The sequence below is a fragment of the Corallincola luteus genome (assembly GCF_004336975.1).
Lineage (GTDB): Bacteria > Pseudomonadota > Gammaproteobacteria > Enterobacterales > Neiellaceae > Corallincola > Corallincola holothuriorum.
The window spans coordinates 225,303-250,372 of record NZ_SJXE01000002.1; the positions used below are offsets into that span (position 1 = coordinate 225,303).

Below are 25,070 nucleotides of genomic sequence, written 5' to 3' on the forward strand. Positions count from 1 at the left end.
ATGTCCGTTAAGCAGTCGGTATTTTCAGATGCGTTGCAACTTAATTGGCAGCGAGCCAATGAAGAGCAGGCTACCTTTAGCTTCTATCAAAGCCAGGAGCCTGAGCGCTTCCTGAGTTTTACTACGGCTTTTGCCAATCAGCAGGGCGTGGCGGTAAAGCATTTACCACACTATAAATCCGCAGAGTTCTCACCTTATAACAGCCTATTTGACCTGTTTCGTACGCGGATGTTGGAGTCCCATCTCGATGCTGATGAGATGGCGATGTTCGCCACCGATTATAAACCGTTACAGCAGGTATTAACCGGTTGGCTGGGCGGCAACAGTGCAGAGCGAACTGAACTGCCAGTGCTTGACGATCTCTATTTTGAACAAGATCGGTTGCGTTTGGCGATGATTAAGCTGGTTGAGGTGCTGCTTGCTGAGCCCACCGTGATTGTGGTGACAGGCTGGCATTACGCCTCGGCATCCGCCATTGAGATGTTAAAGGCTTTTGTTAGTGCTGGCCTAGCCGCCCCAGTGATGGTGATGGTCTGTTTGGATACCCAATACGCTTTGGCACATCGGCAGGACGATGAATGCTGGGAGGGGTTTCTAGATTGGTTGGACGATCACTATCTACTTAACAGCATTCCAGCTTGCTTCTCTCAGGTTGAGCTGGCGAAGCAATCCCATGTGCAACATAAGCCAAGCTATGCATTGATGTCGCAGAACATGGAGCTGATGGCTTGGCCTGAGGCGGTCAAGGTTGCGCGCTATCTGTTAGCCGGCGAACTGAATTCTGACACCGCACGGATGCGCATTCAGTTGCGGCTTGCCGAAGCACTGCTTTATTTAGGCGAGCTAGATGATGCGCTGAATGAGATGGAACAGCTGCAGGAAGCGGAAGCGTTACTGAGCTGCCCCGAAAGCCATGTGCGATTGCTGTGTTTGATATCGCTGACACAAGTGCGGCGGCAGAGCTTCGAGTATGCATTGCAAAATGCCCAGATGGCACGGCAGGTGGCGGAAGCCGCTGACAATGACAAGTTTCGGGCTCAGTCACTGTTTATCAACTTCTATGCCCACGATAAATCGACCACGCCAGTAGATATTGAGGAGTTTGAACGGCTCAACCAACTGTTACAAAGCTATCAGATGGATTGTTCGCGCCTCTACTGTTTGCGTAATTACTACAATTATTTACGGTTCTATGAGCAGCTAAAAGCCAGCGCAGCGCTTGTTGTGACTGACCAAGCGATTAGTTTGGCAAAAGCGATGGGGCACCGCCAGGGCATCGCCGCAGGCTATCACAGCAAGGGCATTATTTACTCATACAACTCTCAATACCATCAAACATTCCGCTGCTTCGGCGTCAGTTCGCGGATCCGCGAAGAGTTGGGTGAAGCACTGGAAATCGTGCGAATGCACAATGGTATTGGCTATTTTAATACCTTATTGGAGCAGTACCCGCAGGCGCAGAAAGAGTATTTGGCGGCTTATGCGACAGCACGTCGATTCGGTGATTACAGTGAGTTAGTTGTCACTTTATATAATTTTGCTTGGCTCTATTTTTGTACGCGTAACTATCGTGATGCGCTCCATGTGTTAGATCGTCTGGTGAAAATTTGTCGTATTCGGCAACTGACCCATTTTCCATTTCGTAATCTCTATGATGTGTTCAGCCTCAAAGGATTTTGTCACGCTAAACTGGGTGAGTTAGCGCGCGCGCAACAATCCTTAGATCGGATGCGTGGACTGGCTTTTCGACCATCTAGCACAGGACTGTTTTTACGCTCGCTACTGCAAGGGGCTATCTGTTCGGCCACCGGTAATCTCGCTGGCGCAAGGGAGCGTTTCGAAGACGCTCCTACCTTGTTGGGGCAAGTGGTGGACATGGATTCACGCCTGCTGCCGCAATGCTATATGGAGCTCGTGAGTGTCTACAGTCGTCAAGGTGACTGGCAGGCATGTAATGCGCTCCTCACTACCAGTCTTGAGATGTGTGATAGCTTGGCTCTGCCCAAGTTTCGCCGTTTGTTTATGGCGATGCTGTCAGATATTGAGATTAATCTGCCGGTGGATACCAGCACCTTGCCCAATCAGGCATTAACGCCAGTGTCATTACAGCTCGATGAACTGGTGATCATGACCCAGCAGGACACAAAATTGAGTCAGGCGAATCAGCGGTTACGTGAGATCCAGCTGATCAGTCGTCTGCAATCCTTGCCGGAGCGCTACCCGTGCCCTCAGCAATTAGCTTTTGAAACCCTGAAAATGGTGTGCGGTAATTTTACCCTACAGGCTGGGTTGATCCATCGTCGGCAGGGCGAGCATTGGCAGCTTTGGACGCAAGTAGGCGAGTTGACTGAAGATATTCAGGTCAGCTCCTATTTGATGCAGGTGCAAGCGAGTCAACGGATCATGGTCGACAATCGACTCCATTTTCAAGGGGAGGGTGGTCAGCGAGCAACCTATGATTCAGTAGTCAGCTTGCCTCTATTTAGCAGTGGCGAACTGACTGCTATTTTGACCCTTTGTGCATTTGATTGTAACCGCTACTTTGACCGCCAAGATCAGGACACATTGCAGCTGTTGAGCCGTCAGTTAGGCGGCCAATTACAGCAGTTGGAACATAGCGAACGGTTATTGAAAATGTCGATGACCGATGTACTGACCGGACTATTCAACCGGCAAGCACTGCAAGCCAGATTGGAACAGGAATTAACGGCGATCCGGCAACAGTGTGGGGCAAAAATCTGCTCGCTGGCCTATCTGGATCTGGATAATTTTAAGGTGATAAACGACACCTTAGGTCATGGGGTCGGTGATGAAGTGCTCAAAGAGTTTGCTCGTTTGCTAGAGAACTGTTTACGCCATGAAGATGTCGCTGCCCGCTGGGGCGGAGATGAGTTTGTTGTATTGTTCCCTCACACGGACTCTACTCAGGCGCAGGTGGTGGCTGAACGGTTACTACATAAATTGGCACAGCGGCACTATTTCATGCCGGAACTTCTGCAATGGGCCAATATTACTGAGCTGCCCAGCGAGATTGCGTTGAACTGTTCGATCGGTATCGCCGAATGTCACGCTACAGATCTTCGCGGTGTGGATGAGGATTGGTTACTGCAGCAAGCAGATAAAGCGCTCTATCGAGCCAAAGATGAAGGAAAAGGCCGGGTTCGTGTCATTGCCCCCCCGGCACTTAGCTATTCGAACGTTTGATCGCGGCTTAGCAATGCGGCGGCCGCTTGTTTTGGCGGCTTGCCCTGATAAAGCACTTGATACAACTGCTCAGTGATAGGCATTTCTACTTCCAGGCGTTTGGCGAGCAGGTACACCTCTTTGGTATTGCGATAACCTTCAACTACCTGACCAATACCTTGTTCAGCTTCTTGCAGCGATTGCCCAGCGCCGAGGGCCAAACCAAAGCGACGGTTGCGCGACTGATTGTCGGTGCAGGTCAGCACCAGATCTCCTAGGCCGCCCATGCCGTTGAATGAGCTAGGCTGTGCGCCAAGCGCTTCACCTAAGCGGATCATCTCGGCCAAGCCGCGGGTGATCAGTGCGGTTCGGGCATTGGCACCAAAGCCTAAGCCATCGGCTAAGCCAGCACCAATCGCAATCACATTTTTCACCGCACCGCCAAGTTGCAGACCGATAAAGTCCTGATTGCGGTAGACCCGAAAATGGGAATCGTTATGCATCAGTTCGGTTAACTTGGTAGCAAAATCATCATCGGTTGAAGCTACCGCGATGGCTGTGGGTAGGCCTTTGGCGACTTCCATCGCGAAAGTGGGGCCGGAGATCACTGCCAGTGAACAGCTGTCACCCAGGATCTCTTTGGCGACATCCTGTAGCAACCGGCCGGTGTCAGCTTCTAGACCTTTCGTTGCCCAAGCTACGCGCGCCCCTTTTTGCAAATGGGGTTTCATGCGCTGAAGGACATCACCGAAAGCGAAACTGGGTACAACGACCAAGATATTTTTCGATGCGCCAACGGCAGTTGCTAAGTCAGCTTCCAGCGCCAGCGTGTCAGGAAATGGAATGCCGGGAAGGAATGCTTCGTTACTGCGCTCTTTAATCAGCTGCTCGACATGATCAGCTTCATGACCCCATAGCAGCGTCTTATTGCCATTACGGGCAATAGAAATAGCAAGGGCGGAGCCATAAGACCCCGCCCCCAGCACAGTAATATCATACGCGTTAGCGTTCATCACTTATGCGTCTGCGCCTGCTGGAGCGGCTTCAGCTTGCTTCTTCTGTACATAGCTAGCAAACAGGGCATCAAAGTTTACTGGTGCCAGGTTCAGTGGCGGGAATGTGCCACGGCTAACCAAGCTGCTGACCGCTTCACGTGCGTATGGGAACAAGATGTTAGGGCAGAAAGAACCCAGAGTATGCGCCAACTGTGGCTCAGGCATGTTGCCGATAGAGAAGATACCCGCTTGCTGTACTTCACACAGGAATGCTGTTTCATCACCAACTTTTGCAGTCACTGTCAGCGACAGTACGACTTCAAAAGCAGCGTCATCTAACTTATTGCTCTTGGTGTCCAGGTCCAGCTTCACTTCAGGCTTCCATTCAGCTTTGAAGATAGATGGAGAGTTAGGTGTCTCGAAAGAGATATCTTTAGTGTAGATACGCTGGATGTTGAATTGAGGAGCCGCTGCTTGTTCTGCGCTACCGTTTGTTTTTTGTTCTTCAGCCATTTTCTTAACCTTAAATGTAATATGTTCGAATTCTGTGATGTGGCTTGTGTTGCCATATCCTTTGTTAGCGGCTCAGCATCGCTGCTAATTTGCCGCCGTTATGCAGTGCCACCAAGTCGTCACATCCGCCTATACTGGTTCCATCGATAAATATCTGTGGAACTGTGTGACGGCCACTTAACTCCATCATTTTTTCTCGCAGTGCTGGCTGGCCATCGACCGCTATCTCTTGATAGCTGAGCGACAGCTTTTCCAGCAGTGCCTTTGCTCTGATGCAGTATGGGCACCACTTAGTGGTGTAGATAACTACTTCTGTCATCGGTGCGGCCACTATTTGCTGACTGGCAATTTAGCATTTTGCCATTCCAGCATGCCGCCCTTAAGGCGGTATGGCGCACTGAAACCTTGCTTTTTAAGCAGTGAACAAGCGCGAGAAGCGCTGGCTCCGGTTGCGCACACCACTATAATGGGATTCTCTTTGTGCTTTTCAAGGTTGCCGACCCCTTTCTGTTGCAGATCATTGAACGAGATGTGACTTGCACCAAGAATATGGCCCTTATTGAACTCTTCGGCTGTTCGAATATCGAGCACTTGGGCATTTTCTTTGTTCATTTGCAGGGTGGCTTCCTGCGGTGTAAGGGCTTGTGCGCTACTTGCACCGACAAAAGAATAGATAAGTGCGCCGAGTAGGCCCACCCAAGCCAAGCTTAATAATGGAGCGCTGCTGACAAACTCGACCAATTGCTGCATGAAATGTCCTCTATTCGATAATGTTTTGTGCGGTTGGCGCACTCTGAGCGCCTGAATTATACCTGTAACAAGCGACATGGACAGCCAAGTGTCGTCTGTGGGGTTAAAAAATGGCTGGAAAAGATGTCTAATATGGCACCATGAGGGTGTTTCTATATGCACCCGTGACAGTACAACGAATTTTTTATTTCTATTTTAGTTAGCACACACTAGGAAATATTCATGAGTACAGCGAAAAAAACTACAGCACTTATCATCATGGATGGTTGGGGTTATAGCGAAAACCCAGAGAACAACGCCATTTTGAATGCCAACACACCGGTATTAGATAAGTTGTGGGCCGATTGTCCTAGCTCTCTTATCTCTGCCTCAAGTTTTGATGTGGGTTTGCCTGAAGGGCAGATGGGCAACTCTGAAGTTGGTCACGTTAATTTGGGTGCGGGTCGTGTTGTCTATCAGGATCTGACGCGTATTGATTTGGCGATTAAAGAAGGTACTTTCGCAGAAACAGCTGCATTGGCTAGTGCAGTTGATAAAGCGGTTAGTGCCGATAAAGCCGTTCATATCATGGGGCTGTTGTCTCCGGGTGGCGTGCATAGCCATGAAGACCACCTGATGGCCATGGTCGAGATGGCTGCGGCCCGTGGCGCAGAGAAAATTTATCTGCATGCCTTCTTAGATGGTCGAGATACGCCACCGCGTAGCGCTAAAGGTTCACTGCAGGTGTTCCAGGATAAGTTTGCTGAATTGGGCAAAGGCCGTGTCGCCAGCATAGTGGGTCGCTACTATGCGATGGATCGTGATAACCGTTGGGAGCGCGTGGAGGAAGCTTATAACCTGCTGACACAGGCCAAAGGCGCTCATACCTACAGCACAGCGGTTGAAGGCCTGGAAGCTGCGTATGCCCGTGATGAAAACGATGAATTCGTAAAGGCCACCGTGCTGCAGGCCGATGGCGAAGACAGTGCGGCAATGGAAGATGGCGATAGCCTGATCTTTATGAACTTCCGTGCTGACCGTGCTCGTGAGATCACCCGTGCGTTTGTTGATGCTGACTTTGCCGGTTTTGAACGTGAAGCAACGCCAGCCTTGGCTGACTTTGTCATGCTCACCGAGTATGCCGCAGACATTAAAACCGCATGTGCCTTCCCGCCAGAAGCTTTGGTTAACACCATGGGTGAATGGTTGGAGAAACATGACAAGACGCAGCTGCGTATCTCTGAAACTGAAAAATATGCGCACGTTACTTTCTTCTTCAGTGGCGGTCGTGAAGACGAGTACGTAGGCGAGAAGCGTGAACTGGTTGCCTCTCCTAAAGTGGCTACCTATGACCTGCAGCCGGAAATGAGCTCAGAAGAGTTGACCGACAAGCTAGTCGCGGCGATTAAGAGTGGCGAATACGACTTTATCGTCTGTAACTATCCTAACGGCGACATGGTAGGACACACTGGCGTTTATGAAGCGGCGGTTAAGGCATGTGAAGCGGTTGATCACTGTATTGGCCGTGTCGTTGAGGCATTACGAGAAGTAGACGGTCAGTGCTTGATCACTGCCGACCACGGTAATGCTGAGAAGATGGTGGATAACACCACGGGTCAGGCGCATACCGCTCATACCAGTGAGCCAGTTCCGCTTATCTATGTAGGTAAGCAAGCAAACATGGTTGAAGGTGGTAAGCTCAGCGATCTGGCGCCGACTTTGCTGGACTTGATGGGCATGGAAATTCCAAAAGAGATGACGGGTAACGTACTGGTTAAGGCCAGCTAACCCATATGGAGCTGAAGTATTCTAGCTCCTTAAAAACACAGCCTGCTCACTGGTTGAGCAGGCTGTGTTTTGTCTTATGTCTGATTTTCTGTTTCGCCATTGCTCATGTGGGAGCGACGGAGAAAAGTAAAAAAGGTGATCGCCTGTACCAACTGCAAGGGCAGATTAAGCGCACCGAGCAACAATTGCAGGAACAAAAAGAGAAGCGTGAGGCGCTGTTTAGTTCCTTGCGGGATGCAGAGCAAGAGATCGCGAAAGTGGCCAAAGTGCTTCGTATGACACGGCAGGAGTTGACTCGTACCCGAGATGATTTGGCCGATGCGCAGAAGCAGCAAGCAGAATTGAAAGTGCTATATGGTCAGCAACAATCCGCATTGCAGGCACAAATAGTTAGTGCCTATATGTCTGGTGATCATGACTATATCAAGCTGTTAATGAATCAGCAGGAACCGGGCAAGATCGAACGTTCGTTGACTTATTATCAATATATGAATCAGGCGCGGATGGAGAACCTGGAAGCGCTGAAAAAAACCCGTCGTCAGTTAGCTCGGGTTGAGCGCCGCCTGGCTGAACAAGCCAGTCGCCTGCAATCCTTAGAACGTCGTCAAGCCTCTGAAAAAGCACAGATGGAAGAGCGTCAGTTGGCGCGAGAGCGCGCTCTTGGCAAGTTGAAGGGAAACCTCTCCGGTGGTCGTCAGCAGCTGGTGCAGCTGCAAGAAAATGAGCGCACTGTGCGCAACATGATTGAGCGCCGTCGGCAACGAGAAAAGTTGGAGATGGATGGCCTGAAGGCATTGAAAGGCAAACTCTCCTGGCCTGTGAATGCACGAATTAGTCGCAATTTTGGTTCTCAGCGAACGGGTAATATCGTCTGGAAAGGGGTGATGTTAAACGCCAAAGAGGGCACAGACGTCAACACAGTACATCAAGGTGTCGTGGTTTATGCTGACTGGTTGAAAGGCTTCGGTTTGTTAATGGTGGTTGATCATGGCGATGGTTACATGAGCCTCTATGGCCACAACCAAGCACTATTAAAACGCGTGGGTGACCGCGTAGAAAGCGGTGAACCGATCGCTTTGGTGGGGAAAAGCGGGGGCCGCAGCTCCGCTGGTCTATACTTTGAAATACGCCATCAGGGGCAAGCACTCGATCCATCAGCCTGGTGTCATCGTAGTTAACCTTAGCGTCAGCGTTACGCGGGTTAGGTGTCACGGTACACTAGGTTTAAACCGGCTACTGCGGAAGTAACGGATCCTTCTCTCAGAGCCAGACTGACACAGGAGTTGCTTATGCAACACTTGCTATCGCGGTCTTGGACTTTCTTTATCGGTTTGGCTACAGGCATGATGTTGACCTTGGCCGGCAGTGGCTTGGCTTCCAAACCTCAAGATTCACCTGCGTTTCAGGACGCGGCACGGATCTACTCCATTCTGCAACAAATCAGAGAATTTTACGTCGATGAAGTGGCTTATGATGCCCTCGTTGATGATGCCATTTCCGCTATTGTTTCCCATTTGGATCGCCACTCCGACTATTTGGATCGCAATGAATTTGCTCATTTGACCGATGTGACCTCAGGAGAGTATGCCGGTGTTGGCATGGAGCTCGCGATAACCGAGCAAGAGGTAACCATTGTGAATCTGTTTCCCGGCTCTCCTGCGCTCGAAGCTGGTGTGGTGGCGGGTGATCGAGTGATCAGTGTTGATGGTCAGCTATTAGCGGACTCTGATGCTGAAACACTGCTGATGGGGATGCGTGGGCCGGCAGGATCGCTGATGCACCTCACTGTGCAGCGCGAGGGAGAGCCAGAGTTACTTAACTTTGCTCTCGAACGCCGCCAAATTGACGTGAAAAGCGTGAGTCAGCGAATGCTAAATGACGCCACCGCGTATCTAAAGATCAACAGCTTCACCCAGACCACACCGCAAGAGGTGGCTACTGCATTGAAGGAGTTGGCGCTAGCACCACAACTGTCAGGACTGATATTGGATCTTAGGGACAACCCCGGCGGCTTGCTAGATAGCGCGCTAGAGGTTGCGGATCTGTTTCTTGATGAAGGGGTGATCGTAAAGACTCGTGGTCGTTATTACGAGGCCAATGTGATCTATTTCGCCAATACCGGTGAAAAGATCAGTGGTATCTCTATCGCTGTATTGATCAATGGTCGCTCAGCGTCCGCCGCTGAGATTGTTGCTGGTGCGTTGCAGGGGAATCGGCGGGCAACCGTGTTCGGTGAACAGTCCTTTGGTAAGGGCTCTATCCAGTCGCTATTTCCTGTTCAGCCAGGAGAGGGGGTTTTGAAACTGACGACGGCGCACTATTTCACACCTGATGGCCTGGCTATTGATGGGAAGGGGATCACACCGGACAGATTTGTACCTTCACAGGTGGTTCTCGAAAGTCTGCTAACCCCTATAATAAACCCCCTGCCATTGAATACGGTGGTAGCATATCAGGGCGAGAAGAAGATCCAGATCGCTAATCAAGACAATCAACTCAGAACGGCACTCCAAGCACTGGATCATCCAGATTGACTGCAAGGGCTGAGATTAACCGGAGCATGCTCAGCCCTATGTATCGTCGTTGGCATCATTGCCGAAAAGAGCCGAGTTGCCATTGGCGATTCCTCTTGGCTATTTTTTTCTCCCTGCTCTCTTCAGATCTCGCGGCTGAACAGCCTGCGGCCCGTGTTGCCTTGGTGATTGATGATGTCGGCAATAGCGCATCGGATAGAGAGGTGATCGCGTTGCCTGGCCCGGTAACGCTCTCGTTCTTACCTTTTACTCCCCATAGCCGACACTTAGCACGACTTGCCCATGAGAGCGGCAAAGAAGTGATGTTACATATGCCTATGGAAGCTAAGGCGGGTAATCGCTTAGGGCACGGTGCATTAACCAATGAGATGTCGCAATCCGAGTTGCAGAGCATGCTGATTAAAGCATTGCAGTCACTGCCCCACGTCGCGGGGGTGAATAATCATATGGGTAGTGACTTGACCGAGTCCCTTCCCCATATGGCTTGGACGATGCGTCTTCTGCGTTATTATCCGCTCTACTTTATCGATAGCCGTACCAGTGTGAATACCTGCGCTGAGGATGTTGCGTTGGCCACTGGCGTACCAGCGTTGCGACGCCATGTCTTCCTGGATAATCTGCAAGATCAAGCTGCTATCTCCAGGCAGTTTGATCAACTGATAAAGCTGGCGTTGCGTCAGGGATATGCAGTAGGGATCGCTCACCCCTACCCAGAAACGCTCTCCTTGCTTCAACAACGACTACCCGAACTGACCGCATTGGGTATCGAGCTTGTACCTGCTTCGGCGTTGATCGACGATGAAAACTGGGCGGCTCGGGAAAAAATTGGCACAGCCCCATTGGCAGTCAGATTGCCAGACACAGATATTACCGGTGCTGCTGACAGCAATGGTTTGGCGTTGTGAATCGTTGCCGGATCCTGCCATCGATGTTTAACGCCTGAAACATCTCTCACTGCGGCTGAGGACTAGCTGGCGGTGGCTTGTTCCAGCAACGTCAGGTTAAACATGGCGGCTTCATCATTGTCACCACATACCGAGGCACAGGCTTTAAAAGCGTCACATAGTGCTGGCCGTTGTGGTTGGCCAAACAGCATACATAGGTTGTCTTCGTTTAACTGTACACAGCGCTTACCTGCAGGTTTTCCACTGGGCATACCTGGGATCGGTGAGGTAATAGAGGGGGCAATGCAACAGGCTCCACAACCGAGTCGACAGGAGATGTTGTTGGGGCTGTCGACTTCCCCGGTTTGGCTGCTAGAATCCACCCAAGACATAATGAGAACTTTTTCCTATGCGTTTAACGGCATTAACGACTGAGTTGCTGGATCAGGGGATGCGTACTGATCTGGCGAAACTGTTTACACCCGAGCAGCTAGAGCAGCTTGAAGAGCAGGCGGCTGAAGCTGGCGTGCATTGGGTGCTGGCTAAATTTAACGGCCGCTATATTGGCGCGGGTTTGTTCAATCTGCAAGCGGCATCATTAATCGGTTTAACAGTGAGGGATGTTACCCGTCGTCGTGGGGTTGGCCGTCTTCTCATCGATTACTGTCTGCAACAAATTAAGCATGTCGCTGAACAGCAGAAACTCTTTGTCTATTGGGACAGGGCGGATGCTGATATTGCAGGGTTTATGTCTGCATTGGCAGCGACACCAAGTGACAAAGGCTGGCATATTTCATGAGCTGGGCTGATAAATAAAAAAAACCGACCATAATAGGTCGGTTTTTTATGCTAGAGGAGACCGTTCGCAAGTTATGCCATGGTTAGGCGTAACTTCTTCATCGCGTTCTTTTCCAGCTGCCTGACGCGTTCTGCTGATACTTGATATTTATCAGCTAGGTCTTGCAGGGTTTGTTTTTCATCGCTAAGCCAACGGGCTTGCAGGATATCGCGGCTTCTTTCATCCAGCGTATCAATGGCTGATTTCAGACGACTCGCAGCGTTAGCATCCCAGTTTTCCTGTTCGACACTTTCCGCGAAATCAGACGTTTTATCTTCTAGATAAAGCGCCGGGCTAAAGCTGGTGCCCTTTTCGTCATCGTCGTTACTCAGTTCAAAAGCTTGGTCATGGGAGCTCATGCGGGCTTCCATCTCCATTACTTCTTTGCGGCTCACACCTAGCTCTTCAGCGACGGTACTCACCTCTTCCTGATTGAACCAACCAAGACGTTTCTTATTCTTGCGCAGATTAAAGAACAGCTTACGTTGCGCTTTGGTGGTCGCGATCTTAACGATGCGCCAATTACGCAGTACGTACTCGTGGATCTCTGCTTTGATCCAATGCACAGCAAACGAGACCAAGCGTACTCCCACGGTGGGATCGAAACGCTTAACGGCCTTCATTAGCCCGATACTGCCTTCCTGAATCAGATCTGCTTGCGGTAGACCATAACCTGCATAACCTTTCGCCACATGCACCACAAAGCGCAAGTGAGACATAATCAACTGGCGGGCAGCGGCGAGGTCGCCGTCTTGCTGCAGGCGTTCAGCCAAGCTTTTCTCTTCCTCAGCGGTCAGCATAGGAATGGCGTTGACCATACGCACGTAGGACTCAATATTGCCCGACGGTACGGTAAGTGCCATTGACTGAGTTGATGTTGTCATGTGTACCTCTTACTCAAATCTTCATGTCTGTGAGCTTATACGCCCAGGATCCAGACGAGATCGAATTCTGATCCATTCGATAAGACCCGTCAACCACTAAGAAAGTTTCATTCGATGTTCAAGCAGGTTCGATATGCGCAATGTGACGTTTAACAGATATGTAAGCACCACACAGGCCCAGTAGTGACGAAAGCAGCAGCAGGAACAGTGCTTCGAGTAGGCTGATACCGGTGAGTTCAAAACTACTTTGGTAAAGCCCCGATAGGTATTGAATGGCGTCGGCTAACCACCAGATGATCAGTGATATCGCGATCCATGAGATCATCGCGCCGACGATCCCGTACCAAAGACCGGTATAAAGGAAAGGGCGCTGAATGAAACCGTCGGTTGCGCCAACTAGTTTCATCACTTCAATCTCTTCCTTTCTGCCCATAATCGCTAGGCGAATGGTGTTACCGACAATCAGTACGACGGAGACCAATAGCAGTGTTGCTAGCGCACCAAAGGAGTCTTGGATTAAGGCGATAATGGCATCTAGCCGCTCTAACCAGTCAATATCCATTTTTCCCATATCCACTTCCCGAGCAGACTCGAGCTTTTGCAGTAGCGCCCGGGCTTCATTAGGGCCACGGTTTGCCAGCGTCGGTAAGACGACAACCACGGCAGGCAGCGGATTACGATCAAGATAAGCAAGCGCATCGCCAAAGCCTGATTGCAGTTTAAAGTCTTCTAAGCCCGCGTCTGGCGATATCAGGGTGACGCTATCGACTTCAGGATGCAGGCCGATACGATGACTAAATGCCCGTTGCACTTCTGGTGAGAGATCTTGGCGCAAAAATAGGCTGATCTCGGCGGCGTTTTGCCATGCGCTACTTACCGCCACCGCGTTTTTTTGCAACACATACAGCGCCGCTGGCAGTGACAGGCTGAGTCCCAGTACCGCCATGGTCATGAGAGAAGCGACGGGCGTGCGCCATAAATCGCCCAGCGCGGCAATCGATTGGCGTAAGTGATTGATAAAGAAACTACGAACCTGCTCTGCAAAGGAGAGCTTTGGTTTCATGCTATTGCTATCGGCACGCTCCTTAAATAGCAGACTCATAGCAGTTGTCCTCGATCATCTTGAAACAGACCATCATTAATCAGTTGGCCGTTGCGCAGTGTCAGCGTACGGTATTTCATTCGTGCGATAAGCCCGAGGTCGTGGGTGGCGATAAGTACGGCAACATCCACGCGGTTGAACTCTTCAAATAACTTAAGAATTTCGGCCGAGAGTTCGGGGTCCAAATTCCCGGTCGGCTCATCGGCGAGCAGGATGGGCGGTTTGTTGACAATCGCTCGGGCGATGCCGACCCGCTGTTGCTCACCACCGGATAACTGTAACGGTAGGTTATTGATTTTGTTAAGCAGACCAACTTTATCAAGCGCAGCCGAGACTTTGCGTTTCATCTCTTTATGGCTGTGACCAGCGATCACTAAAGGTAAAGCGACATTATCAAATACACTACGATCAGTAAGTAAGCGGTGATCTTGGAAAATGATGCCGATATCTCGGCGCACCAGGGGGATCTGTTGCTTCTTTACTCGGCTCAAGCTGTGACCGTTAATAAAGATCTGGCCATTGGTCGGCTTCGCCAATAATGCGATCAGTTTCAGCAGGGTACTTTTACCTGCGCCTGAATGGCCGGTTAAAAAGCCCATCTCCCCTTTCTGCAGATGAAAGCTAACATCTTTTATGGCGTGGTGACCGCCAGGGTAGAGCTTATTAACGTGGTCGAATCGGATCATTGCTGGCTGCTATCAGTTATTAATCTTCGTCGCTGAACAGGGCGTCAACGAATTCATTAGCATTGAATGTTCGCAGATCTTCAATCCCTTCGCCGATACCTATGTAACGAATTGGGATCCCCAACTTGTCTGCCACCGCAAAAATGACGCCACCTTTGGCTGTGCCATCCAATTTGGTGAGCGTGATGCCGGTGAGTCCCACGGCTTCATTGAACAGTTCCGCCTGGCTGATCGCATTTTGGCCTGTGCCGGCATCGATGGTGAGCATCACTTCATGGGGAGCTTGCGGATCGAGTTTCTTCATCACGCGGACAATTTTTTTCAGCTCCTCCATCAGGTGCGCTTTGTTTTGCAAACGACCGGCCGTATCAGCAATTAGGATATCTACGTTACGTGCTTTTGCGGCTTCCAGTGCATCAAACAGGACCGATGCTGAGTCCGCTCCAGTATGTTGGGCAACAACAGGGATTTCGTTCCGTTCGCCCCATACCTGAAGCTGTTCGACCGCGGCGGCCCGGAAGGTGTCACCCGCAGCCAGCATCACTTTTTTGCCTTGTGCCTGGTACTGCTTAGCCAGCTTGCCAATGGTCGTGGTTTTGCCCACGCCGTTGACGCCGATCATCAGAATCACAAACGGACCCTCATTGGCGTCCGTATCCAGTGGAGAATCAACCTTGTTCAGTAGCCCGGCCATCTCTTCTTTCAGTAAGCCAAGCAGCGCATCGCCATCTTTCAGCTGTTTGCGATCCGCTTGATCGGTCAGTGAGTCGATGATCTTCATTGTGGTATCGACACCAACATCGGCTAACAGTAGTTGTGTTTCCAGCTCTTCAAATAGCTCATCATCAATTTTTTTGCCGAGAAACAGGTTGGCAAAACTGCTGCCTATCTGGCTGCGGGTGCGCATTAAACCGCGCTTTAAACGGCTGAAAAAGCTTTCTCGGGTCGGCTTCTCTTGCACTTCAGGTTGCGGGGTGGCAACAACGGGTTCCGTAGCCGGCGACGCTTCTGCCTGCGTGGCTTCGCTTTCGTCCGCAATTATTCCGCTAGCTTCTGCGGCTGTAGCTTTGTCTGCCAATTCGGTGGTGACAGGCTCCGACGCCTCGGTTTGTTCGGGGGCCGCTATCTCTTGTTCGGCCGCAGCCGCATCTGCTGTCTCTGTTTTAGCTTTCTCTTTACCAAACCAGGACAAAAAGCCTTTTTTCTTCTCTGCCATGTTCAAACCGTAGTAATTACTCTGATAATGCCGGGATCTAGCGACGGGTTGCACGTTACACTGGCGTTACGCCGTGTTCGCACTAAAATGCGCCGAGATATTAACATAATTTAACTTTATATAGGGTGGTCAGCGATGGCGAAACAAGCAAATCGTGCGCCCACAGGGCAAATACGGATTATTGGTGGTCAATGGCGTGGCCGTCGCTTACCTGTGCTATCGGGGGATGGGCTACGACCGACCACTGATAGGGTGAAAGAAACCCTGTTTAACTGGCTGATGCATGATGTCAGAGATGCGCGTTGTTTGGATCTGTTTGCCGGCAGTGGTGGACTTGGATTTGAGAGTTTATCGCGCCATGCTCAATATACTTTGTTGATTGAAAAAGCGAAGCCGGTGGCGCTGCAATTGGAAAAAAATTTAGCGACATTAAAAGCCACCAGCGGTGAAGTGAAATGTGCTGATGCATTGACGCTACTGGCGCAAAAGCCACTGCAGCCGTTTGATATTATCTTTATCGATCCGCCATTTCGTCAGGGGCTACTGCATGATCTCTTTGCATTGATTGAAGCAAATGGTTGGCTGGCGAAAGATGGCATGGTTTATCTCGAAACTGAGCAGGAGTTGGTACTTCCTCCTTTGCCGCAGGCCTGGCGTTTGTACCGGGAGAAAACCGCTGGCCAGGTGGCCTATCGATTGTTTCAGAATCAAGATGAAGGATCTGTTTGATGTATAAAGTGATGCTGCCGTTGGGTTATCTCGTCATGTTGGGCGTTTGGGCGGTGTTTTTCAGTAACTTCTGGCAACCTTTTGCTGGAAACCTGTCTCTGGTGATGAAGCTGGTCATGGGCCTGGTGATTATGATGCACCTCATTCAACTGGCCGTTTTTAAGGGGATCTTAGGGAGCCAGTTAAAACTTAGCGGTGCTGCAATCGTCGATATTATGCTGTTTGGCGTGTTTGCTTTGTGGCGTCGCTGGAACCAATTGTCTGCAGATAAGCCAGTCAAGGCTTCTTTTGATTAAGTCAGTGAGAGCCTAAATAACTCACTGACTTATTTAAAACACTAGTTACTAGTTACTAGTTGCCGTTGCCAGTTTTTTCGCTGCTGGCAGCGCGTCAAACCCAGCCAGCAGAGTTTCTGTGGCAAACTTGGCGGGCATCGGTTTGGCGTACAAGAAGCCTTGCAGGCGGTGACAGCCAGCCTTACTCAATTTTTCAGTTTGGGTGGTGGTTTCAACCCCCTCCGCGATCACTTCCATTTTCAGCGTGGTGGACATGGCGATAATTGCTTTTACGATCGCCATATCTTCGTTATTGCAATCAATTTCGTTGACGAAAGAGCGGTCGATTTTTACCTGATCGATCGGTAAGCGACGCAAGTAGCTTAGCGACGAGTAACCCGTGCCGAAGTCGTCAATAGAGATAGACGTGCCCATCTCCTTGAGTTGGGTTAGGCGTTCAGTATTGAGCTCGATATCGCTCATGACAATGCTTTCTGTCATCTCTAGCTCGAGCAAAGATGCGGGTAGGTCCGCTTCCCTTAACGCTGTTTTGATCCGTTCTACCAGATTGGTTTTCTTGAAGTTAAGTGCTGAGACGTTAACCGCGACGGGGCAGGTGATCCCCATGTTTAACCACTCGCTGGCTTGGTGGCAGGCTTTGTGTAATACCCAATTATCAATATCGACAATCAGTCCAGATTCTTCTGCCAGCGGGATGAATTCGGCCGGGGAGACGATACCCTGTTTCGGGTGCTCCCAACGCACCAGCGCTTCGACGCCGATAATTTTCCGCTGTTGTACATCTACTTTCGGCTGGTAAGCGACTCTGAGCTCATTGTTGTCGATAGCTTTGCGTAACTCGTTTTCCATCCGTAATCGTTGCAGCGCTCTGGCGTTCATTTCACCGCTATAGAACTGGAATCGACCTCGCCCTTTGGCTTTGGCGTTATACATTGCCGTGTCAGCATTTTTTAGCAGCGAGTCGATTTCGTCGCCATCATCGGGGTAGATAGCTATGCCGATACTGGGGGTTACTACCACCTCATAGCTGTCCACCACCATCGGCTGAGAGATACTTTCAATCACGCGGCTGGCGACACGAGCGACATCTTCGTTTTGTGCCACTTGCGTCAAGCAGATAGTGAATTCATCGCCACCAAGGCGCGCCAGCGACATATCTTCTAATCTATCTACGCCGCGTGTCAGCAGATCACCGGGACGTAGGCGGGTTTTTAGTTGTTCAGCGACGCGATTCAGCAGTTTATCGCCGAAGGCGTGACCTAGGGTATCGTTAAAGCGTTTGAACTGGTCGAGATCGATAAATAGCAGTGCGGCCTTCAATCCTTCACGCTTGGCTTGCGCAATACTACGCTGCAAATCTTCGTTGAACATCTGGCGGTTCGGTAGGCCAGTCAAGTTATCGAAGTAAGCCAATACTCGCAGGCGCTCTTCGTTCTGTTTGAGGTGCTCTTCGTTACGCTTTAGTCGCTCCTCATTGCGTTTTAGATCGCGGAAGGCGCGACTGGCGCGCAGCATATAACGCACTCGCTGGCCAAGGATCTGCCAGGTAATCGGCTTGGCTAAGAAATCGGTTGCACCACTTTCATAGGCGCGATTGATTGAGCTGAGATCATCTGAAGAGGTCACCATCACCACTGGTACATCAGCGCCCAACGGTGATTGACGGATAACTTCACAGACCTCATAGCCGGAAAAATGAGGCATGCTAACGTCTAGCAGCACCAGGTCAGGGGAGTGCTGTTTATACATCTCCAGGGCTTGTCTGCCATCGGCCGCTTCAATGACTGTGATAACTTCACGTTCCAGCGTTTCCCGCATCATCAAACGAATGGTGATGTCATCGTCGCACACCAGTACGACGGGCTTCTCTGTTAATGGTGCGGGTACAGCATGCATTTAAGGCGTCCTAATTACGTCACTGAGAGCATCGATAGCTTGAAGATAACATTCCTCTAATCCTACCAGTAACGCTTTACAGGAGGCTAGATCCCCGTCACGGGCTGTCAGCTCTATTTGATGACTGAGCTGTTTTAGGCGTTTAGCGCCAACATTGGAGCTGAGCGATTTGATGGCATGGGCGCAAGCCGCTATCTGTTGGCGGTCACGGTTATTCAGTGCTTGCTTCAATTCGCTCAGCTTGTTGGCAACCTCTTCTTTAAAGGCACTAAAGACACGGTTGAGGATATCGCTACCTGTTTCCTGCTGGATCTGGCGGATATTATTAATCGCTGCCATATCGACAACGTCGTCACTGTCATTTTGCTGTACTGCACCAGCGGGTGCGGCAGACATTATCTGTTCGTGGCTATGTAATTCCGCAGGTAAAAACTCTTCTAGTGCATCATAGAGCTGGCGCAGTGTGAGTGGCTTAGTCAGATAGCCATTCATGCCACCTTGCAAACAGCGCTGGCGTTCGGTGTCCATCATACCTGCGGTCACTACCAGAATGGGGGTTGCAGGCTTGTCGGTTTCAACTTCGAATTGCCGGATCTGCTTTGCTGCTTCATACCCATTCAGTCGGGGCATCTGCCAATCCATCAGTACCAGATCGACGGGGTGTTGTTTGAACATGCTGACCGCTTCTCTGCCGTCGGAAGCAATGAACACCTGGCAGCCCATCATTTCAAGCATTGCGCGCAGCACTTCCTGATTGGCGAACGTGTCTTCCGCGACCATGATCGATGCGTTAAAGCGATTCATTACATCGCTGTTGTCTCGGAAGCTGGTCATTCCCTGCTGGCCGGGGATAGGTTGATTGGTCGCGATACTTAAGGCGATATGCAGCGTGCGACCGTCAATTGGTTTGGTCAGGCGTTGGCAGTGCCTCAGTTCATCACTCAGCTGTTCGGTAGCGATTGGCGTGAGTAAGATCAAGCGGCGCTGTGTTTGCGTTGGTAGGCCAGAGAGCATCTGGATCTCTTCCCGCCTTAGCAGCTGAATATCCGCAATGACACAGTTTTCACTGCCCGGTTCGAGCAGAGCGGCGAGCAGCGGCGTTTCACCTACTGGGCGAGCGTGGATGCCGAGTAGTGCTAACTGGCTACTGACCATCGCCTCGACACCGGGTGAACACAGCGCGGTACGGACGTCACCTCTGATGGCTAAATAGTTACCTGAGGTTGGTCCGTTATTGACGTTAACCAGGGGCATTAAGATGCTAAAGCAGCTGCCTTGATCTGGTGTTGATTCGACAAACAGCTCACCTTTCATCAATTCCACCAGCTGCTTACAAATCGACAGTCCCAGGCCTGTGCCCCCAAAGCGGCGGGTGGTAGAAACATCGGCCTGAGAAAATGCGTCAAAAACGTGATCCAGTGCTTCAGGCGTCATACCGATGCCACTGTCTTTAACGCTGATGCGTATCCCTTCGAGCTCCTGCATGAGCACGACGTCGACTTCCCCCTCCTGGGTAAACTTCACTGCGTTGCTGACCAAGTTGGCAAGGATCTGGCGTAGTCGGTTGGCATCGCCAATGACCAGTTCAGGTAAGCGGTGGTCGACAATATAGTTAATCTCAAGCCCCTTACGTTGTGCCTGATCCGCAAACAGGTAGCAGGTCTCAGAGACCAGTTGTTTAATATCAAACTGCAATTGTTCAAGTTCAACTTTACCCGCCTCAATTTTTGAGTAATCGAGCAGGTTGTTAATTAACCCCAATAGCATCTCGCCGGATCTATGGGTGGTGATCGCGAAACGTCGCTGCTGTTCGCTAAGGGGGGACCGCAATAACAGCTCTGTCATCCCCAACACACTATTCATCGGTGTGCGGATCTCATGACTAATGTTGGCTAAGAATGCGGTTTTTGATTGATTGGCTTCTTCTGCTCTTTCTTTAGCGTCATTTAACTCTTCAACGGTATGCCCCAGCTGCTGGTTGAGTTGCACCAGATCGTCGGTGCGAGCGGCAACTTCCCTCTCTAGCGCTTGTTTTTGCTCATAAGCGAGGCGTGTTTTCGCCCGTTGCTTCTGCCAGAAATGCCACACTATAAAACCAAGCATCAAGGCATATAAGGTATATGCCCACCAGGTTCGCCATGGTGGAGGCGTGATGGTGATGTCTAGGGTCATGGGAGAGCCGTCCCAGATGCCGGGTGTTTTAGTCGCCTGAACTTTTAGCTGGTAATTTCCAGGAGGCAGGTTCGTAAAGGTCGCTCTATACTGAGTTCCTAGATTGACCCAGTCAGTATCGAAATTTTCGAGTTTGTAACGGTAATAAACACGACCAATCGTTTCGTAATCTTGTGCTGAAAACTCTAAAGACACTAAATAATCTTGATAGTCGAAGGTTATGTTGGATAGTTCGTGAAGTGCAACATCTGTTACAAGCTTTTTATTTAGTTTATATAGCCCCGTTAAAGCTACTTTCATTTTTCTACTTTCTAAAGCTACTTTTGAAGGGTGAAATCTATTAAAGCCGTTACTGCCTCCAAAAAAAAGTTCCCCAGAACTACTTTTAAATGTTGAACCGAAATTAAAGTCATTTCCTTGAAGGCCGTGAGATTTATCAAAATTCGTACTTGTCATTGTTAATGGATCGATTTTCATCAAGCCTTTGCTTGTTCCTATCCAAATATAACCAGAATCGTCAACATTCATAGAGTAGAGCTGCTTGTCAGCTACTCTAAGCTCATTGCTAAAGGTGTTTAATACTAGTTTCCCTTGCTTTCTATCACTTGAATTCCATCGTAGTAAAATGCTGTCTTGAAGGGCGATCCATAGGTTGGATTGCAGATCTTCAACTATACCAGTTATAAAAGAGCCAGATGCGGATGTCGAGTTAAACTCTAGTGGGAAAGAGGTGAAACTGTTGTCGTCAGGGTTATATCTGTTTAGGTTTCTATCCGTTCCTATCCATATTTCACCGGATTTTTCTTCAGTTAGAACAAAGATTTTGTTGCTATCAATTGATGTTAGATCTTGGGGGAGGTGACGAAATCTTTCAAAATTATTTCTACCTTTTTCTTTCCTATTAAGCCCCCCACCAAAAGTACCAACCCATAACGTATCGTTACTATCTACTAAAACGCTGGTAATGCTGTCGTTGCTGAGGCTATTTATATCTGCAGGGTTATTTTTGAAGTGTTCTACTGTCCCAATATTTGTATCGATGACTGCTAACCCGTCAGATCGTGTACCAATATAGACAACCCCATCTTTTGATGAAATCATCATGATTCTTGGTGTGTTTACAAGTTGTCCATTGTATTCATTAATTACTTCAGGTGGGTGTTTTATGCCATCTTGATAATGAAGAGATTGATAGGTGCCTATCCAGATGGAGCCATCAGATGATTCACCAAAGCCCATAACTGAACTTGCGGACAGCCCGTTATCTTTACTGATGGTCAAAAAGTCATTCTTTCTACCAATAAAAATCCCGTTAAGTGAACCAATCCAAAGTAATCCGCCCGGATCCTGAAAAATATCAAGAAGCATTTCTCCATCCATCCCATTATTCTGTTTTGGGTACGATAGAAATTCATTCTTGGACTTGTCTAAATAGGCTAAGCCACCTTCTGTTGCCAGCCAGATATTATGCTCGTCATCTTCGAAAAGTCCTCTTGACTTCCCACTTCCATCTAGCTTGCTAGTGTCTATTTTTGTTATATTTCTTATTGTTGGCGAGTACTTGTAGGTAATATTTCTGTTTGTGTTAAACCATATATTACCATTACTATCTTCTAACAACGAATGAACTTTAGTCGGAGTCTGACCTTCAAAAAGATCTTTATTTGCAGAAAAATGAATAACCGAGTCCGTAGCTGGAATATATTTTATTAGACCATTCCCGTCGGTACCAAACCAGAGGTTTCCATTATGATCTTCGATTGCATCAAGAATCGTATATTCATTTAGAACTAAAGAGAGAGTTGGTGTGGCACATGAATTGTACTCTTCTTTTTTTAGATCGAAACATATAATTCCGCCGCCATCTAAACCTAGCCATAGATAATTTTTACTATCATGGATAACATTCCATATTGATCTGTTTTCCGAAATTAAATCTATTGGTAGAGCGAAGTTTATAAAGTTATCTGAGTTTGCTTGGTATTTACTAAGTCCTTCTGTATACGTAACGGCCCAGATTGTGTCGCTATCTCTATCTTGGGCAACAAACATGATGTTGTCAGATGCAATGCTTTTAGAATTGCTAATATCATTGGTGAAATTAATGACAGAATTGCCGTCTAATCTTGTTAATCCACCCTGCGTAGAAAGCCAAACGAAGCCTTGCTTATCTCTAAATACTTGGCGAATTGTACTTTGCGCTATTTTGTCATTGAATGGGGATGGCTTGAAATAATAGTTAGGATTAGAGTCCTCTGCAAAAGCAGTCATTGGAAGCAAGCAAAGCGCGAGTTTAAGTAATAAAACACTACTCATGTTTAGGAGATTGTTAAACCCGCGCATTTATTCTTACCTTTTTATAATAAGCTTATTGTTGAGGAACCCAATTGGATCCGGAGACCAACTTTTTAGACTCTTCTTGATGACTTGCTTGGTGAACGTTGCCGACGTGCCAAGCGTTGCCGACATGCCAAGCGTTACCGACATGCCAAGCGTTGCCGACATGCCAAGCGTTGCCGACATGCCAAGCGTTGCCGACATGCCAAGCGTTGCCGACATGCCAAGCGTTTCCGACATGCCAAGCGTTGCCGACGTGCCAAGCGTTACCGACATGCCAAGCGTTGCCAGAGTCCCAAACAATCGTATCGTCGTTATTTCCGTCAATGCGGAATACACCAGGCGACTCTTCATATGCGGGTCCCTGATAGTGTTCTTCGTCATTTAGATCCGCGACGACATCAATACCTATGTTGGCGCAATCTTGCGCTGTTGATTCAAGCGCCCGCTTGGCATTCATGTATCCAGCCCCTTGCTGAAACACGCTGTAAACGGGTTCGTCATTTTCGTCAACGGCGATTGCTGAACTAGCCATTAGCCGGCATTTTACGGTATCTGGCGTTAATGTGGGATCGGCGCTTAGTAAAAGTGCGGCAATGCCCGATGTTACGCCGGCGGCTTGTGATGAGCCCGATACCATCAAATGATTGCCAAGCTGATATTGCGGGAATTGTTGTGACAGTGCTGTGATTGGGTCAACGATCCCCAACATATGCCCGCCAGGTGCTACTGCTTCCGGTTTTACAAACGCTTCATAGGTAGGCCCTGCAGATGAGAAGCTAGCAAGGAAATCATCAGAGATATCGTCTGGGGTATAGTTATCACTGACAGCACCCACTGTCATTACATAGGGTACGTTACCTGGCACACCTATGGTCATCGCCTCTGGGCCGTTGTTCCCAGCCGCTGCCACAACGAAAATACCGGCTTGCCAGGCCTGCATCACCGCTTGATTGATTGGATCGTTCCAGTAATAGGAAGACGCTGGGGCGCTGAATGACAGATTGAGCACGCGTATGTTGTGCTCATCTTTATGGTCGATGACGAACTGAATTGCTCGAATAACATCCAGATAAGTGGCTTTGCCCTCGACATCAAACGCTTTAACAATAACCAGATCTGCATCGGGAGCCACACCATGGTATGCGCCGGTAAAGGCACCCTCGGCTGTACTTTCCAGGCTGCTGGCGATCATTGAAGCAATATGGGAGCCATGACCATTCTCATCTAATGCGCTGCCTTCAAGATCCTGAATGGCATCATAAGTGGCTAGAATACGGCTTTCCAGTTGGGTGTTTTGACCCAAACCGCTATTGGCTGACCAAATTCCCGAATCGATAACGGCAACAGTGACTCCGGCACCTGTATTGCCTTCGGAATGGACTTGGTCGGCATCAATAGGATGAGTGTAATAGCTGTTTTCGACACTGTTATCTAAGCCGTCATAGCCGGTAACTAATTTGGTTTCGCAACCTTCTGCAAACCCAGCTATCAGCTGGAAGTCGGATTGCTCAGCGATGTTGTATAGCGGTTCGTTATTGACGAAATTGAGTTGCAGGTTGACTTGACCATCGCTAGGGATTTGACGCGCCAGTGCGGTTGACAACATCTGCTCTGAGGTTTGCAATAAACTGCCACTTGGCATCTCGGCTTCATCCAGCTCCTCATATAACAGGTCACCAAAAGTGATACTGGTCAGTTGCCCATAGCTTTCCGGCCAATTGAAATCGATTTGCGACAGCGTAATTGGCTCGCTTCCCATATTGAACAATGACCAGCTGATATGGTCTTGGTCAATTTTCAAGATATGGTCGCCTGTGACACCACAACCCGTTACCGAGTCCAGTGTTGCAACGCCATTGGCCTGGATCCGTCTTACCAGACTGGATTGGCTCAGGGCGTTTATCTGTTGCTGCGTCAGTTCCGCACCCACTGCATTGATCACATCCAACTGGTGAGTGACTTTGCCGCCAAGATCAGTCACCAGTTTGGCGAGTTGTTCAGAGTCTTTCCCCTGGATCAGTACTTGACTGGTGGGGGCGGTAACGTCGACCGCTTGATGATTTTGGTACACCGCATATGTGCTAAATGCGGAGAAAACAAAAATTGCTGATATAAACAGCATATTGCGTCGTGAACGCTTTTTGCTGTTGGAACTGTGCTGCGTCATTTTTACTGCCTTTACAATGGTTAAGTGACTGGGTTATGTGTCCAGACTTCTGTTAATCCATTGTCAAACGGCCGGGCGAGCATCTCTTGTGTGAGTCATCCGACTGCCCGGCTGAACG

The 25,070-nt window shown here is 49.4% G+C and carries 19 protein-coding genes and 1 pseudogene; 8 read left to right on the forward strand and 12 right to left on the reverse strand.

All coding sequences use genetic code 11. From position 1 onward, the window contains the following. The gene (locus EZV61_RS07470) at window positions 1-3,204 is read left to right on the forward strand and encodes a diguanylate cyclase (RefSeq protein ID WP_131414842.1); all 3,204 of its coding nucleotides are present in this window, start codon (window positions 1-3) and stop codon (window positions 3,202-3,204) included. Here the strand turns inward: EZV61_RS07470 and gpsA are convergent. The 4 genes from gpsA to EZV61_RS07490 all read right to left on the reverse strand — a co-directional run bounded on the left by gpsA (window position 3,189) and on the right by EZV61_RS07490 (window position 5,441). Then, window positions 3,189-4,196 (reverse strand): NAD(P)H-dependent glycerol-3-phosphate dehydrogenase, encoded by a 1,008-nt coding sequence (gene gpsA / locus EZV61_RS07475; protein ID WP_114337557.1) that lies wholly within the window; start codon window positions 4,194-4,196, stop codon window positions 3,189-3,191. The two genes, EZV61_RS07470 and gpsA, sit on opposite strands and share 16 nt — an antisense overlap. Before the next feature lie 3 nt (window positions 4,197-4,199). Then, entirely contained in the window at window positions 4,200-4,691 is a 492-nt protein-coding gene (gene secB, locus EZV61_RS07480; RefSeq protein WP_114337558.1) for a protein-export chaperone SecB, read from the reverse strand. 64 nt (window positions 4,692-4,755) lie between these two features. Then, window positions 4,756-5,010, reverse strand: a complete 255-nt coding sequence (gene grxC, locus EZV61_RS07485; protein ID WP_114337763.1) for a glutaredoxin 3 — start codon at window positions 5,008-5,010, stop codon at window positions 4,756-4,758. Window positions 5,011-5,021: 11 nt separating this feature from the next. Further along, window positions 5,022-5,441: a rhodanese-like domain-containing protein gene (locus EZV61_RS07490; RefSeq protein ID WP_233496438.1), complete on the reverse strand. Its 420-nt coding sequence runs from the start codon at window positions 5,439-5,441 to the stop codon at window positions 5,022-5,024. Between the two features lie 222 nt (window positions 5,442-5,663). On the opposite strand from EZV61_RS07490, the gene gpmM reads away from it, so the two are divergent. From gpmM to EZV61_RS07510, 4 genes are all read left to right on the forward strand, one after another. After that, window positions 5,664-7,208: a 2,3-bisphosphoglycerate-independent phosphoglycerate mutase gene (gene gpmM, locus EZV61_RS07495; protein ID WP_131414843.1), complete on the forward strand. Its 1,545-nt coding sequence runs from the start codon at window positions 5,664-5,666 to the stop codon at window positions 7,206-7,208. Window positions 7,209-7,261: 53 nt separating this feature from the next. Further along, window positions 7,262-8,386 (forward strand): murein hydrolase activator EnvC family protein, encoded by a 1,125-nt coding sequence (locus tag EZV61_RS07500; protein ID WP_158537987.1) that lies wholly within the window; start codon window positions 7,262-7,264, stop codon window positions 8,384-8,386. A 111-nt stretch (window positions 8,387-8,497) separates the two neighbouring features. After that, window positions 8,498-9,742 (forward strand): S41 family peptidase, encoded by a 1,245-nt coding sequence (locus EZV61_RS07505; protein ID WP_114337562.1) that lies wholly within the window; start codon window positions 8,498-8,500, stop codon window positions 9,740-9,742. After that, window positions 9,739-10,647: a divergent polysaccharide deacetylase family protein gene (locus EZV61_RS07510; protein WP_240695167.1), complete on the forward strand. Its 909-nt coding sequence runs from the start codon at window positions 9,739-9,741 to the stop codon at window positions 10,645-10,647. Before EZV61_RS07505 ends, EZV61_RS07510 begins: the two co-directional genes overlap by 4 nt. Window positions 10,648-10,709: 62 nt before the next feature. Here the strand turns inward: EZV61_RS07510 and EZV61_RS07515 are convergent, their stop codons facing one another. Beyond that, a complete protein-coding gene (locus tag EZV61_RS07515; protein ID WP_131414907.1) occupies window positions 10,710-10,964 on the reverse strand; it encodes a YkgJ family cysteine cluster protein in 255 nt (84 codons plus the stop codon). Between the two features lie 71 nt (window positions 10,965-11,035). Between EZV61_RS07515 and EZV61_RS07520 the strand changes: the two genes are divergently transcribed. Next, the gene (locus EZV61_RS07520; RefSeq protein WP_114337564.1) at window positions 11,036-11,425 is read left to right on the forward strand and encodes an acetyl-CoA sensor PanZ family protein; all 390 of its coding nucleotides are present in this window, start codon (window positions 11,036-11,038) and stop codon (window positions 11,423-11,425) included. Window positions 11,426-11,496: 71 nt separating this feature from the next. Here the strand turns inward: EZV61_RS07520 and rpoH are convergent, their stop codons facing one another. From rpoH to ftsY, 4 genes and pseudogenes are all read right to left on the reverse strand, one after another. Beyond that, window positions 11,497-12,348, reverse strand: a complete 852-nt coding sequence (gene rpoH / locus EZV61_RS07525) for an RNA polymerase sigma factor RpoH (RefSeq protein ID WP_114337565.1) — start codon at window positions 12,346-12,348, stop codon at window positions 11,497-11,499. Between the two features lie 118 nt (window positions 12,349-12,466). After that, window positions 12,467-13,450, reverse strand: coding sequence for a permease-like cell division protein FtsX (gene ftsX / locus EZV61_RS07530; protein ID WP_114337566.1), 984 nt, complete (start codon window positions 13,448-13,450; stop codon window positions 12,467-12,469). Next, complete coding sequence (gene ftsE / locus EZV61_RS07535; RefSeq protein ID WP_114337567.1) at window positions 13,447-14,136, reverse strand: cell division ATP-binding protein FtsE; 690 nt, start codon at window positions 14,134-14,136, stop codon at window positions 13,447-13,449. Before ftsE ends, ftsX begins: the two co-directional genes overlap by 4 nt. 19 nt (window positions 14,137-14,155) lie before the next feature. Then, a pseudogene (gene ftsY, locus EZV61_RS07540) lies at window positions 14,156-15,313 on the reverse strand (signal recognition particle-docking protein FtsY); the annotation flags it as partial. 174 nt (window positions 15,314-15,487) lie between these two features. On the opposite strand from ftsY, the gene rsmD reads away from it, so the two are divergent. Then, complete coding sequence (gene rsmD / locus EZV61_RS07545; protein WP_131414845.1) at window positions 15,488-16,081, forward strand: 16S rRNA (guanine(966)-N(2))-methyltransferase RsmD; 594 nt, start codon at window positions 15,488-15,490, stop codon at window positions 16,079-16,081. Continuing rightward, the gene (locus tag EZV61_RS07550) at window positions 16,081-16,377 is read left to right on the forward strand and encodes a DUF1145 domain-containing protein (protein ID WP_131414846.1); all 297 of its coding nucleotides are present in this window, start codon (window positions 16,081-16,083) and stop codon (window positions 16,375-16,377) included. Before rsmD ends, EZV61_RS07550 begins: the two co-directional genes overlap by 1 nt. Before the next feature lie 48 nt (window positions 16,378-16,425). Here EZV61_RS07550 and EZV61_RS07555 read toward each other — a convergent pair whose 3' ends face one another. Genes EZV61_RS07555 through EZV61_RS07565 form a run of 3 tightly spaced genes read right to left on the reverse strand, consistent with a single transcriptional unit; the run spans window position 16,426 to window position 24,952 of the window. Beyond that, a complete protein-coding gene (locus EZV61_RS07555; protein WP_131414847.1) occupies window positions 16,426-18,273 on the reverse strand; it encodes a putative bifunctional diguanylate cyclase/phosphodiesterase in 1,848 nt (615 codons plus the stop codon). Next, window positions 18,274-22,788, reverse strand: a complete 4,515-nt coding sequence (locus tag EZV61_RS07560) for a hybrid sensor histidine kinase/response regulator (protein ID WP_131414848.1) — start codon at window positions 22,786-22,788, stop codon at window positions 18,274-18,276. A 25-nt stretch (window positions 22,789-22,813) separates the two neighbouring features. Continuing rightward, entirely contained in the window at window positions 22,814-24,952 is a 2,139-nt protein-coding gene (locus EZV61_RS07565; RefSeq protein WP_131414849.1) for a S8 family peptidase, read from the reverse strand. Window positions 24,953-25,070 lie beyond the last annotated feature (118 nt).

What these genes read in the sequence shown, in the direction of transcription:
- EZV61_RS07470 (WP_131414842.1), top strand. Translation starts at nt 1, where the DNA reads ATGTCCGTTAAGCAGTCGGTATTTTCAGATGCGTTGCAACTTAATTGG.
- gpsA (WP_114337557.1), bottom strand. Translation starts at nt 4,196, where the DNA reads ATGAACGCTAACGCGTATGATATTACTGTGCTGGGGGCGGGGTCTTAT.
- secB (WP_114337558.1), bottom strand. Translation starts at nt 4,691, where the DNA reads ATGGCTGAAGAACAAAAAACAAACGGTAGCGCAGAACAAGCAGCGGCT.
- grxC (WP_114337763.1), bottom strand. Translation starts at nt 5,010, where the DNA reads ATGACAGAAGTAGTTATCTACACCACTAAGTGGTGCCCATACTGCATC.
- EZV61_RS07490 (WP_233496438.1), bottom strand. Translation starts at nt 5,441, where the DNA reads ATGCAGCAATTGGTCGAGTTTGTCAGCAGCGCTCCATTATTAAGCTTG.
- gpmM (WP_131414843.1), top strand. Translation starts at nt 5,664, where the DNA reads ATGAGTACAGCGAAAAAAACTACAGCACTTATCATCATGGATGGTTGG.
- EZV61_RS07505 (WP_114337562.1), top strand. Translation starts at nt 8,498, where the DNA reads ATGCAACACTTGCTATCGCGGTCTTGGACTTTCTTTATCGGTTTGGCT.
- EZV61_RS07520 (WP_114337564.1), top strand. Translation starts at nt 11,036, where the DNA reads ATGCGTTTAACGGCATTAACGACTGAGTTGCTGGATCAGGGGATGCGT.
- rpoH (WP_114337565.1), bottom strand. Translation starts at nt 12,348, where the DNA reads ATGACAACATCAACTCAGTCAATGGCACTTACCGTACCGTCGGGCAAT.
- ftsX (WP_114337566.1), bottom strand. Translation starts at nt 13,450, where the DNA reads ATGAGTCTGCTATTTAAGGAGCGTGCCGATAGCAATAGCATGAAACCA.
- ftsE (WP_114337567.1), bottom strand. Translation starts at nt 14,136, where the DNA reads ATGATCCGATTCGACCACGTTAATAAGCTCTACCCTGGCGGTCACCAC.
- rsmD (WP_131414845.1), top strand. Translation starts at nt 15,488, where the DNA reads ATGGCGAAACAAGCAAATCGTGCGCCCACAGGGCAAATACGGATTATT.
- EZV61_RS07550 (WP_131414846.1), top strand. Translation starts at nt 16,081, where the DNA reads ATGTATAAAGTGATGCTGCCGTTGGGTTATCTCGTCATGTTGGGCGTT.
- EZV61_RS07555 (WP_131414847.1), bottom strand. Translation starts at nt 18,273, where the DNA reads ATGCATGCTGTACCCGCACCATTAACAGAGAAGCCCGTCGTACTGGTG.
- EZV61_RS07560 (WP_131414848.1), bottom strand. Translation starts at nt 22,788, where the DNA reads ATGCGCGGGTTTAACAATCTCCTAAACATGAGTAGTGTTTTATTACTT.
- EZV61_RS07565 (WP_131414849.1), bottom strand. Translation starts at nt 24,952, where the DNA reads ATGACGCAGCACAGTTCCAACAGCAAAAAGCGTTCACGACGCAATATG.